Annotated in this window: 10 protein-coding genes; 3 read left to right on the top strand and 7 right to left on the bottom strand. The window is 61.4% G+C overall.

Annotated elements, in window-relative coordinates:
- Positions 1 to 71: 71 nt before the first annotated feature.
- Together AB1E34_RS14695 and AB1E34_RS14690 are read right to left on the bottom strand one after the other, a co-directional pair.
- A complete protein-coding gene (locus AB1E34_RS14695) occupies positions 72 to 1,301 on the bottom strand; it encodes an N-acetylmuramoyl-L-alanine amidase (protein WP_372573093.1) in 1,230 nt (409 codons plus the stop codon).
- Between the two features lie 63 nt (positions 1,302 to 1,364).
- Positions 1,365 to 2,510, bottom strand: a complete 1,146-nt coding sequence (locus AB1E34_RS14690) for a pyridoxal phosphate-dependent aminotransferase (RefSeq protein WP_372573092.1) — start codon at positions 2,508 to 2,510, stop codon at positions 1,365 to 1,367.
- Between AB1E34_RS14690 and AB1E34_RS14685 the strand changes: the two genes are divergently transcribed.
- Together AB1E34_RS14685 and AB1E34_RS14680 are read left to right on the top strand one after the other, a co-directional pair.
- Positions 2,509 to 3,888, top strand: a complete 1,380-nt coding sequence (locus AB1E34_RS14685) for a M48 family metalloprotease (RefSeq protein ID WP_372573091.1) — start codon at positions 2,509 to 2,511, stop codon at positions 3,886 to 3,888. The genes AB1E34_RS14690 and AB1E34_RS14685 overlap by 2 nt on opposite strands.
- Positions 3,888 to 4,643 carry a DsbA family protein gene (locus tag AB1E34_RS14680; RefSeq protein WP_372573090.1) on the top strand — a complete coding sequence of 252 codons (756 nt, stop codon included), beginning with the start codon at positions 3,888 to 3,890 and terminating at the stop codon, positions 4,641 to 4,643. The genes AB1E34_RS14685 and AB1E34_RS14680 overlap by 1 nt, the downstream gene beginning before the upstream one ends.
- A gap of 48 nt (positions 4,644 to 4,691) precedes the next feature.
- Here the strand turns inward: AB1E34_RS14680 and ispG are convergent, their stop codons facing one another.
- The 3 genes from ispG to hemA form a co-directional block, all read right to left on the bottom strand.
- Positions 4,692 to 5,825: a flavodoxin-dependent (E)-4-hydroxy-3-methylbut-2-enyl-diphosphate synthase gene (ispG, locus tag AB1E34_RS14675; protein ID WP_372573089.1), complete on the bottom strand. Its 1,134-nt coding sequence runs from the start codon at positions 5,823 to 5,825 to the stop codon at positions 4,692 to 4,694.
- Between the two features lie 85 nt (positions 5,826 to 5,910).
- On the bottom strand, positions 5,911 to 7,131 hold the full coding sequence (locus AB1E34_RS14670; RefSeq protein WP_372573088.1) for a helix-turn-helix domain-containing protein: 1,221 nt from the start codon (positions 7,129 to 7,131) through the stop codon (positions 5,911 to 5,913).
- 129 nt (positions 7,132 to 7,260) lie between these two features.
- Positions 7,261 to 8,484 carry a 5-aminolevulinate synthase gene (hemA, locus tag AB1E34_RS14665; protein WP_372573190.1) on the bottom strand — a complete coding sequence of 408 codons (1,224 nt, stop codon included), beginning with the start codon at positions 8,482 to 8,484 and terminating at the stop codon, positions 7,261 to 7,263.
- Positions 8,485 to 8,699: 215 nt separating this feature from the next.
- Between hemA and AB1E34_RS14660 the strand changes: the two genes are divergently transcribed.
- Positions 8,700 to 10,076, top strand: a complete 1,377-nt coding sequence (locus AB1E34_RS14660; protein ID WP_372573087.1) for a M20/M25/M40 family metallo-hydrolase — start codon at positions 8,700 to 8,702, stop codon at positions 10,074 to 10,076.
- 5 nt (positions 10,077 to 10,081) lie between these two features.
- Here AB1E34_RS14660 and AB1E34_RS14655 read toward each other — a convergent pair whose 3' ends face one another.
- Together AB1E34_RS14655 and AB1E34_RS14650 are read right to left on the bottom strand one after the other, a co-directional pair.
- Positions 10,082 to 10,795 (bottom strand): enoyl-CoA hydratase/isomerase family protein, encoded by a 714-nt coding sequence (locus tag AB1E34_RS14655; protein WP_372573086.1) that lies wholly within the window; start codon positions 10,793 to 10,795, stop codon positions 10,082 to 10,084.
- 80 nt (positions 10,796 to 10,875) lie between these two features.
- On the bottom strand, positions 10,876 to 11,862 hold the full coding sequence (locus tag AB1E34_RS14650; protein WP_372573085.1) for a DUF922 domain-containing protein: 987 nt from the start codon (positions 11,860 to 11,862) through the stop codon (positions 10,876 to 10,878).
- Between the last annotated feature and the right edge of the window lie 84 nt (positions 11,863 to 11,946).

Genomic DNA, 11,946 nt, shown 5'->3' with positions numbered 1-11,946 from the left:
ATAATTGCGTGCAAACCGCCTGAAACACTGGATGGCGCGTTCAAAACGCGCAGGTCAGCGGTGTGATCATATCACTGCCGGACCAGCGCGCGGCGGGCCTGATCCTGTGACCGCCAGTCCTGCAACGCGTTGCGGATGCCTGTTGCCATGGTCGCGCGCCACGCAGGGTCCACCAGGTTTTTCAGATCACGGGGCGAGGACAGGAACCCGATTTCGACCAGAACCGAAGGAATATCGGCGGCCTTGAGCACCGAGAAGGAGGCCGAGCGCAGAGGCCGCCGGTTCATCGGGGTGCCCTGAGCGGCGATATTGTCGACCAGCACGCGCGCCAGTGCTTGCGAGCGGGGCCGGGTTTCCTGCCGCGCCAGATCCAACAGGATATCCGTGACTTCGTCATCGGCATTGCTCAGATCAACGCCCGAGAGCAGGTCGTCGCGATCATGACGCTCGGCCAGTTTGGCACTGGCAATGTCCGAGGCCTCCTCCGACAGCGTGTAAACGGTCGCGCCATGGGCCCGCCCTTCGGCCAGCGCGTCGGCATGCAGCGAAATGAAGATATCCGCGCCCGCTTCATGTGCAAGAGCGATACGGCGTTCCAGCGAAACGAAGTAATCCGCATCCCGGGTCAGTGTGACCTCGAACCTGCCGCTGCGCAGCAGAAGCTCGCGCAATTCGCGGGCGAAGGTCAGCACCAGATGCTTTTCCACGACCTGTTCCGTTTCAGCCCCCGGATCGATCCCGCCATGGCCCGGGTCCAGCATCACGCGCAGCGGAGCGTCTGCCGCGCGTGGCGGCGGGCCGTCAAACTGCTGGGGTTCCGGCAGATCCCAGCGCGGATCGCGGGGCGCGCCCGCGGCGGCAGCGAAGTCCTCGGACTCCACCGGCGCAAGCCGGATCGCCAGATGCGCACCACCGGTGACCGGGTCGACCTCCAGCCCGGCCTGCGCCACCGAGAGCGTCCCCGCCAGCATCAGGACCATGCGGGACCAGCCCGGCACGTAAGTGCCGAACTTCACATCCGAAATCCGCGCGCTTTTGTTGAGATCACCGGCATCCAGCCCGGACCAGTCCACTTCCCTGAAGTCCAGAACAAGGCGCGGCGGGCTGTCCAACGTGAACACCCGGTACGGCACGCCCTGGCTCAGATGCAGGTCGACGCCCACCTCGCGGCCCGTATCCGTGATCAGGCTGCGCCCGGCGTCGACGCGCGCCAGCCCACCAAACGCCTGCGCCCGAAGGGGGCTCGCCAAGGAACCGACCAGCCCGAAGACCAGCGCTGTGATCAAAAAAACTCTGCTCATTGCCTCCGGCTTTCTATGCCGTTTCGGATGATCATAGAGGAGTAAGCCGCGCAGGGAAAACACCTATCCACGAGACCGCATGAATTCGCGCAGCCGTGTCAGTCCCTCTTCGATATCCGCCGTGGCCCGCGCGTAGGAGAACCGCAAGGTGTGATGCCCCCGCAGCGGGTCGAAATCCAGCCCCGGGGTCACCGCGACCCCGGCGTGTTCGAGAATTTCGGCGGCAAAGGCGCGGCTGTCATCACTCAGGTCGGAGACGTCGGCATAGACGTAAAACGCCCCGTCCGGCGGCGCGATATTGGTGAAGCCCGCCTTGGGCAGCCCCTCCAGCATCAGTTGGCGGTTGCGGCGGTAGACCTCCACATTGGCCTGCAGTTCATCTTCGCACTCCATCGCCGCCAAAGCGGCCACCTGGCTGGCATGGGGCGCGCAGATGAACATGTTCTGAGCCAGACGCTCGATGGTGCGGATGTGATCTTCGGGCACCACCATCCAGCCGACGCGCCAGCCGGTCATGGAGAAATACTTGGAAAACGAGTTGATCACATAGACCTCATCGCTGATTTCAAGCGCCGACACCGCTTTGGCCTCATATTCCAGACCGTGATAAATCTCGTCCGAGATAAACGACGCCCCCTGCCCCTGCGCTGCTTCGATCAGCGCCCCCAGCGCGTCGCGATCCAGCATCGTGCCGGTTGGATTGGCCGGAGAGGCCACCATCAGACCAGCCAGATCAAGCCCCGCGAAATCAGCCGCCACCGGTTGCAGCCGGTTTTCCGGTGCCGTGGGCAGGTCGACCGGCTCCAGCCCCAGCGCACGCAGAATCTGCCGGTAGGACGGATAGCCCGGCGCACCGATACCGACACGATCACCACTGTCAAAAAGCGCGGTGAAGGCCAGCAGGAACCCCGCCGAGGAGCCGGACGTCACGATCACCCGCTCGGGGTTCAGATCGACGCCGTACCAGTCGCCATACAGCCGGGCGATACGCTGGCGCAGAGCGGGCAGCCCCAGCGCGACCGTGTAGCCCATCGGATCGGATGCCATCCGCGCCCCAAGCGCCTCCAGCGCGACTTTGGGCGCGCCAGTGCCGGGTTGGCCGACCTCCATATGGATGATGTGACGCCCGGCCTCTTCGGCACGGCGGGCGGCCTCCATCACGTCCATCACGATGAAGGGATCGACCCTGGACCGGGTTGAGTTTCTCATGCCCATCTCCCATGTTGCGGCCATGGCTTTTGATCGCGTATCCCGGCTGGCGTCAATCCCAGCTCTGGTGCTGAGCTGCCTGCTGTTTGTGGCCTCTGCGATCCCGGCTGCGGCGGTGGGCCTGCTGCGCGACGCGGATATCGAGAACGGGCTGCGCGAACTGTCCTTTCCGATCCTGCGGGCGGCGGGCCTGAACCCCAGGCGGGTCAAGCTGCTGCTGGTCAACGACGACAGCTTCAACGCCTTTGTCGTCGACAACAACGCGATCTACATAAATTACGGCCTGATCCTTCAGGTCGAGACCCCCGAAATGCTGCAAGCGGTGATCGCGCATGAGGCCGCCCATATCGCCAACGGCCATATCGCGCGCCGCCTTGGCAACATCCAGAGCGCGCAATCCGCCTCTGCGCTGGGGTTTCTGCTGGGGCTCGCGGTTGCGGCTGCTGGCAGCCCCGAGGCGGGCGCGGGCATCACAGCGGGTACGCGTACATCAGCGTTGCGCAGCTTCCTCAAGCACACGCGCGCTGAGGAATCAGCCGCCGACCGATCGGCCGTCAGTTTCCTGCGCGCCTCCGGTATCAGCCCCCGGGGGATGGTCCAGTTGCACCGCAAATTCGTGGGACAGGAAACGCTGAGCGAGTCGCTGCAAGACCCCTATATGCGTTCGCACCCACTGAACCGTGACCGGATGCGGGCGGCTGAGGCCTATGTGGCCGCCTATGGCGACAGTGCCGAGCCGAATGCCAATGCCGATTACTGGTTCGCGCGGGTCAAGGGCAAACTCTCGGCCTTCACCCGCAGCCCGAAATGGACAATGCGCCGGGCGCAGTCGGAACCCTATGCCGATATCCGTGCCATGCGCGAGGCTGCCGCCTATCACCGCAGCCAGAACCTGAGCCAGGCCCGCACGGCAATCGACCGGGCGCTGAGCCTGAAGCCCGACGACCCCTATTATCTGGAACTCAAGGGCCAGATTCTGATGGAAAACCGCCGCGCTGCGGAGGCGATGCAGACCTATGCGGCCGCCGCCGAAATTGCGCCCACCGAACCGTTGATCCTTGCCGGATATGGCCGCTCGCTACTGGCGCTGGACCGCCCGAAAGAGGCGCTGCCGGTTCTCGAACGCGCCCGCACACGCGATTTCCGCGATGCACGGATGATGCGCGATCTGGCGGTGGCCTATTCAAAACTTGGTCAGAATGGTATGGCGTCGCTGGTGACAGCGGAACGCTATGCGCTAAATGGCCGAATGGAAGATGCGGGCCTGCATGCACAACGGGCCGTTGCTCAACTGCCGACCGGATCGCCGGGTTGGCAACGGGCCGAAGATGTGCTTCTTGCCGCCAAACGAGCTGAAAAGAAAAGAAGGAAGAGATAATGTTCCGCTTTGCCGCCCCGGCCCTGACTGCGCTCACCCTGATCGCCCATCCTGTTCAGGCGCTTGATCTGAGCTCCATGAGTGAAGAAGAGCGCGCCGCCTTCGGCAACGAAGTGCGCGCCTATCTGCTGGAAAACCCCGAGATCATCGTCGAGGCGATCGAAATTCTGGAACAGCAGCAGCAACAGGCCGCCGCGTTTGCGGATCAGGAACTGGTGCAGGCCAATGCCGATGCGCTGTTCAATGACGGCTATAGCTGGGTCGGCGGCAACCCGGATGGCGACATCACGCTGGTCGAATTCATGGATTACCGCTGCGGCTATTGCCGTCGCGCCGTGCCCGAAGTGGCCAGCTTGCTGGCCGATGACGGAAATATCCGTCTGGTGATCAAGGAATTGCCGATTCTGGGCGAAGCCTCGGTGCTGTCCTCCCGCTTTGCCATTGCCACCAAACAGGTCGCGGGCGACGATGCCTATAAACAGGTCCATGACGCCTTGCTGGAATTCGGCGGCGATGTTTCCGAGGTCACATTGCGCCGCCTGTCGGACGGTCTGGGGCTGGACAGCGACGCCATCCTTGCGGCCATGGATAGCGACGCGGTGAGTGAAGAGATCAGCCAGACCCGCGAATTGGCGCAAAAGCTGCAGATTTCCGGCACGCCGTCCTTTGTGTTGGGAACAGAGATGCTGCGCGGTTACCTGACGGCAGACCAGATGCAGCAAATCGCTGATGGGGTGCGCGCCGAACAGGGGTAATTTGAAGCGGCAACAAGGTGTTGCCGCCTATAATTCATCCATCACGAACTATTCGGCGGCCTTGTCTGAGGCCGCCTTTTCCGCCTCAAGCTGTGCGGCCTTGGCCTCGACCTGTTCGACAATGTGATCGATCATCTGGTCATTCGACAGTTTGTGGCTCTGCTTGCCCGCCAGATAGACCATGCCGGACCCGGCCCCGCCGCCGGTGAAACCGACATCGGTCATCAGCGCCTCGCCCGGCCCGTTCACGACGCAGCCGATGATGCTGAGGCTCATGGGCGTCTTGATATGTTCCAGCCGCTTTTCCAGCACCTCGACCGTCTTGATCACGTCAAACCCCTGCCGCGCGCAGGAGGGGCAGGAGATGATGTTGACACCGCGATGACGCAGACCCAGCGATTTCAGGATTTCATAGCCGACCTTGACCTCTTCCACCGGGTCCGCCGACAGGCTGACGCGGATCGTGTCACCGATCCCCATCCACAGCAGGTTGCCCAGCCCGATGGCGGATTTGATGGTGCCAGAGACCAGCCCGCCTGCCTCGGTGATGCCCAGATGGATCGGCGCGTCGGTGGCTTCGGCAATGCCCTGATAGGCGGCGGCTGACAGAAAGACGTCGCTGGCCTTCACGCTGATTTTGAAATTGTGGAAATCATTGTCTTCCAGAATGCGGATATGTTCGAGGCCGCTTTCCACCATCGCCTCGGGGCACGGCTCGCCGTATTTCTCCAGCAGGTGACGTTCCAGACTGCCTGCATTGACCCCGATCCGGATCGAACAATTGTGGTCGCGCGCCGCCTTGATGACCTCTTTGACGCGGGTTTCGTCACCGATATTGCCCGGGTTGATGCGCAGGCAGGCTGCGCCCGCCTCAGCCGCTTCGATCCCGCGTTTGTAGTGGAAATGGATGTCGGCGACGATCGGGACCGTCACCTCTTTGACGATCTCTTTCAGCGCTTTGGAGGACGCCTCATCCGGGACCGAGATGCGGACCAGATCGGCGCCAGCCTCGGCGGCGGCGTTCACCTGAGCCACGGTCGCCGCCACATCCGTGGTCAGCGTGTTGGTCATGGTCTGGACCGAAATCGGCGCGTCACCGCCAACGGGGACGTTGCCCACCATGATCTGACGGGACTTGCGGCGATATATGTTGCGCCAGGGGCGCACGTGATTGAGCGACATGGGGGTCCCTGTCTGCGGCTCTGAGCCGGTATCTATGTCTTTGGGGGATACATAGGGCGATGCGGGGCGGCCCGCAACGGTCAGATCACTGCGCAGGCTGCGCTGTTTCGTCCGGCAATGTCTGCATTTCCGCCACAACGCGGGCCAGATCGCCATCCTGTTTGATGTCGGCGACCTGATAGCGCTCGTTCACCGCGTCGATGGACAGGGGCACATTCTTGGTCACAACGCCCTTTTCGCCAACCGGCCCATAATGCGCGCCGTTCACCACGAAATAGACAGCACCGGATTCACCGGCCCGCAATTTCGGCGGCTCTTCGGTTAGCGGAACCTCATAGACTTCGCCCGGCTCCATGATCTTTTCATAGATATGGGTGCCATCCGCCGCCGTCACCCGCACCCAGGAGGGGCGGACAGCGACCATCTGCAGGCTTGGGGCCGCATCTTCGACCACTTGCGGGACGGATGGGAATTGCGGCCCGATCAACTCTTCCTTGCGCTGATAATCGGCGATCTGCACCTCGGGCAGTTCCGGCGGGCGGAAACTGCCAACATTGCGGGGATCGAGAGTCGAGATCGGCGCATCCCGCGAGACCAGAACCGGCACATCCAGCGCCTGTGGACGATAGAGCCGATCCAGCGCATCCGCCGTCGGCGCACCATCTTCGACGCCGGGCTCTTCGGTCACCAGCGCCCCTTCGAGCGGATCGAGATCGGCCAGCACCAGTGGCGCCTGTTCGACCGGAGCCAGTTGCACCTGCTGCACCTGTTTCAACACCGTCCAGCCGCCATAACCAATGCCACCGATCAGCGCGATCAGCACCATCAGCGACCCTATGGCGCGGGGTTCGATCTGCGAAAAGACGGGTTCGCCGCCGGGAATGAAGGGGGTGTTGGGCGAGATGAACGGATCATGCCCGATCGGTCCCTTGGCAATCACCTCGGAGCCGGATTTCTTGATCACCGAGGCCTGCGCCGACATGCCATGCGCCACCTCGAACCCGCTTTCTTCGCAGAAAGAGGCAAAGGTCTCATCCGGGTCCATGCCCAGATAGCGCGCGTATGAACGGACATATCCGGCGATGAAGCCGGGCGTATCAAAGGCGGATGGATCGGAGTTTTCGATGGCGGCGATATAGTTGGCTTTGATGCGCAATTCGCGCTGCACATCCAGCAGCGATTTGCCCAGAGTCGCCCGCTCGCCACGCATGGTATCACCAAGACGCAACTCAAAGTCGTCAAACCCCTTGGGTCTCACGACTTCCGATTCCTCGGACTCTACAGGTTGGGGTCTACGCCCAATCATTTCTGCCGCCCCGTTTTGCCTGCCGCGAGTGTAAGCAGTGCATGAAATCGCCCCAATGCGATTCGTTCACGCTTATTGTTAACTTAACTGTAACACGCAGCTATCGGATTTGCATACTCAGCGAAGAGCTTATCCGGCAAGTTCGGCGCGATTTAGCGCACAATGTGACCATAATTCGTCCATCGCGTGCACCAATGCATTCAGCTCGTCAGGGCCATGAACGGGGGATGGGGTAAAGCGCAGCCGTTCGGTTCCACGCGGAACCGTCGGGAAGTTGATCGGCTGGACATAGATGCCATGATCTTCCAGCAGCATATCACTCAACTTCTTGGTGTGAACCGGATTTCCGACCATCACCGGAACAATATGCGATCCGTGATCAATAAGCGGCAGTCCCAGCCCTTTCAGGCGCAGTTTGAGGATCTTTGCCTGAGTCTGGTGCCGCTCGCGCAGTTGCTGCGCCCCCTTGAGATAAGCAACCGAGGCCGCCGCCCCTGCTGCAACCGAGGGTGGCAGCGAGGTGGTGAAGATGAAGCCCGGCGCATAAGAGCGGATCGCGTCACACATTTTGTCCGATGCCGCGATATAGCCGCCCATCACGCCAAAGGCCTTGGCCAGTGTACCGTTGATGATGTCGATCCGGTGCGCCAGACGGTCACGTTCGGTCACGCCGCCACCGCGGGGACCGTACATGCCGACGGCGTGGACCTCGTCGATATAGGTCAGCGCTCCAAACTCGTCGGCCAGATCGCAAATCTCTTCGATGGGACCAAAGTCGCCATCCATGGAATAGACCGATTCAAAAGCGATCAGCTTGGGCGCCTTGGGATCATCGGCCTCAAGCAACTCGCGCAGATGTGCCACGTCGTTGTGACGGAAAACCCGCTTGGCCCCGCCATTGCGGCGCACGCCTTCGATCATCGAGGCATGGTTCAGCGCGTCGGAATAGATGATCAGGCCGGGAAACAGTTTCGGCAGCGTACTGAGCGTCGCGTCATTGGCGATATAGGCCGAGGTGAACAGCAGTGCTGATTCCTTGCCATGCAGATCCGCCAGTTCGGCCTCAAGCTGTTTGTGATAGACCGTGGTGCCAGAGATGTTGCGTGTTCCGCCCGAGCCCGCGCCCGCCGCATCGATCGCCTCATGCATCGCGTTCAGCACGATCGGGTTCTGGCCCATGCCAAGGTAGTCATTGCCACACCAGACCGTAATGTTCTGCTGGCTGCCATCGGGCCGGGTCCAGACGGCATGTGGAAAATTGCCGTTGCGACGCTCAATGTCGATGAAGGTCCGGTAACGGCCTTCTTCATGCAGACGCGCAATGGCGGTATCAAGCTGTGCGGTATAGTCCAACATGCTTCTCCTTGGCTTCCGCCCCGATCTGGATCGGAACGACGGTCCGGCGACCGCTTTTGCGTTAGAGGTGGATACAGCCCCTCCCCCGTTCAATCAATACATTAGACAAGGGCGTCATGTCGCATCTTTGACTTCAATCAAGTCAAACTGGACACCCGCCGCGACAATGATACGGTCAGCGGCAGAAAATCTCAAAATCTTCGGAGTTCACAATGTCTCTAGCTGACGTGCTGGCACGGATCGACAGCGACCTGCCCAAGTCCACCGAGCGCCTGATGGAGTTGCTGCGCATCCCCTCGATCTCGACCGATCCGGCTTATGCCGAAAACTGTGATCAGGCCGCCGACTGGCTGGTGCGCGATCTGCAAAGCAACGGCATTCAGGCCGAAAAGCGCGCCACACCGGGTCATCCGATGGTGGTGGGCCATGTGGGCGACAGCGGCCCGCATCTGCTGTTTTACGGCCATTACGATGTGCAGCCGGTCGACCCGCTGGAACTCTGGCAGCGCGCGCCCTTCGATCCCGATCTGCACGAGACCGAGAATGGCACCATCATTCGCGGGCGCGGGTCCTCCGATGACAAGGGCCAGTTGATGACCTTTGTCGAAGCCTGCCGCGCCTGGAAAGCGGTGCATGGCACACTGCCCTGCCGCATCACTTTCTTCTTTGAAGGCGAAGAGGAAAGCGGCTCGCCCTCGCTGGTGCCGTTTCTTGAGGCCCATAAGGACGAATTGACCGCCGATCTGGCGCTGGTCTGCGATACCTCGATGGTGTCACGCGGGGTGCCGTCGATCGCGGCGCAGCTGCGCGGCATGCTGAAGGATGAGTTTACCTTGATCGGCCCGCGCATCGACCTGCATTCGGGCCATTATGGCGGCCCCGGCCTGAACCCGCTGCGCGAGATTTCCCGCATCATCGCTTCGTTCCACGATCCCGAAACCGGGCGCGTCGCTGTCGAGGGGTTTTATGAAGGCGTGCATGAGGTGCCCGCCGATCAGCTTCGGCAATGGCAGAACTGCGGATTTGACGAGGATGAATATCTGAACTCGGTCGGCTACAGCCAGCCGCACGGGGAAACGGGCTATTCCACGCTGGAGCAGCAATGGGCGCGCCCGACGCTTGAAATCAACGGTATCTGGGGCGGCTATAACGGCGCCGGGTCCAAAACGGTGATCCCGTCCGAGGCCCATTGCAAGCTGACCTGCCGGCTGGTGGGTGACATGGACCCGGACGCGCTGCGGCGCAATATCCGCAAACATGTGGAGGATCGTCTGGCCCCGGATACCAAGGTGGTCTGGGACAATGATCTGGAAGGCTCGCGCGCCTCGGTGATGAACATCCACCGCCCGGAGTTTGAGGCCGCGCGCGGCGCTCTCTCGGATGAATGGGATCGCGAGGCGGTGTTCACCGGTATGGGCGGATCGATCCCGGTTGTGGGTTTCTTCAAGGACATTCTGGGCATGGATGCGATGCTGATCGGGTATGCCAACGAGGATGACGCCATCCACTCGCCCAACGAGAAATACGACCTCAAGAGCTTTCACAAGGGCATCCGGTCCTGGGCGCGGGTGCTGGATGCGCTGACCTAGCGCTATTACTCGGGGACCAACCTGTTGATCACCGAGCGCTGAAACGCATCCATAAACGACTGATCTGAGGGCGCAGGACACGCCGCCCGCAGGCTGGCCTTGAGGTCACGCATCAGGCCCGGGTCTCGCCCGGTCACGATCCGGACAAGATCGGCGCCGCGTTCCGCTGCCAGCCCTTCGGCCACAATATCCACAAGCCCCATCGCATGGGCCGCCCTTGCATCAAGCACCGGCGATTCGAGCAGGAAATGCAGGGCACGCCCGTAGCCCAATCGCGCAGGCAGCCGCTTGGTGGCGCCAGCGCCGGGCATGGCGTCAAAGCCCAGATGACCGTCCGTGATCGATGCCCCCGACCCGGCCACGATCAGATCGCAGGCCAGCGCCAGCTCCAATCCGCCCAACCGGCACTCGCCATCGATGCAGGCAATTGTCACCAGCGGCAGCGCCGCCAGCCGGTCCAGCACAAGACCCATGCGCCGCACGGCCTCAGCAAAGGCCGCGCGATCCTGAAAACAGACCTCAAGCATCTCCGCGTCAAGCCCGGTAGAGAAAACCGTCTCATGCCCTTGCACCAGCAGGCAACTGAGCGGGCTGTCCGGCGTTTCCAGCGCGCTCAGCGCTGCCTCCATATCGCCCATGGTTGCCGCGTCGATCCCATTCGCCTGCGCTGGCCGGTCCAGCGTCCAGATCATCAGGCGGTCCGCATGTTGCACATCCATGAGTCTTTGCCTCCGCTTCGGCTCGCTTCAGTTGGAGGAACAACCCTGCCCCGCGTCAAGCCTGCGCGGCGCGCCCCCGTTCAGGGATCATGCGAGAAATCCAGCTCCACTCCTTCGTTGATCCCGTGATCCGATTGAGCGGGTGAGTCATACGCATCCTGATCATCCTGCCAGCTTTTGGTCTCGTCGCGCCAATGGGTCGGCAATTCCTTCTTGGTGACATTGTCGGATTTAAGATCATCCTCGAAGCTTTTGACACATTTCAGGAAAATCTTGTGGTGATTGTCCTCATGCGCCTTGAGCTTTTTCCACATAGTGTCCCAGGTGCCCTTCTGGCCCTTGTTGCCCTTCGAATAATTCTTCCATTTCGGCATGGTGATCGTCGGCTTGGCGGTCACGGTGATGGTTTTGATATGACCGTCCAACTGGTAGGTGGCCGATTTTGACTGGTTCGAGCGGTAACGCCCCCAGAACTGACGTTTGTTGAGGTTGTTGAAGACCTGTTCAATTGTATTGCCGCCCACCGAATAGACCACCAGCTTGGGGTTCGAGATCGCTTGCTTGACCTCGGGCGGATCGGGCGGAATGTCGGCCAGTTCGACGCCCTGCTTGTAGCCGCCCAGTTGTTTGCTGTCATAGTCCTTGGCCGCCTTTTCAATGGCCTCCTTGGCTTTCTTCTGTTCCTTGACAAAATCCGCCTTCTTCAGACCATCCTTGCCCTCCAGGTCCTTCACCACCTTGACGAGCGCCTCAAGCGACAGCGCATAGAGCTTGCGCAGGTATTTCTCCAACGCGGTTACCATGCGGTTCCATTCGGCCTGACGCTTCTTGGTGGATTTGGACAACTCCTTCCATTTCGGGATGTCCATCACCGGCTTGAGCGTGATGGTGATCTCGGTCACCGTCTTCGACTTGTCGTATTTGGGCACGAGCGTGACATTGGGCCGGTACGCCCCCCATGTGTCGCGCTTGTCGAGAATCGTGGTCAGCGCATCCAGATCGGTGCCCGAAATGGTAAAAATCTTCTTTCTGGGCTTCTGGTTCTTGGTCTTAATCTTCGTCGGCATAATCGGTCTCCGTCGCGCGGGCCGAAATAAACCCGCAGCGCGCAGCTATCACGGGCAGAGGCGCGCTGACTGTGATCTGGATTA

Origin of the sequence: Ruegeria jejuensis (assembly GCF_041537905.1) — a bacterium.
In the GTDB taxonomy this organism is placed as follows: domain Bacteria; phylum Pseudomonadota; class Alphaproteobacteria; order Rhodobacterales; family Rhodobacteraceae; genus Ruegeria_C.
The sequence above is the reverse complement of the archived record's forward strand: the minus strand, read 5'-3'. Positions and strand labels throughout refer to the sequence as shown.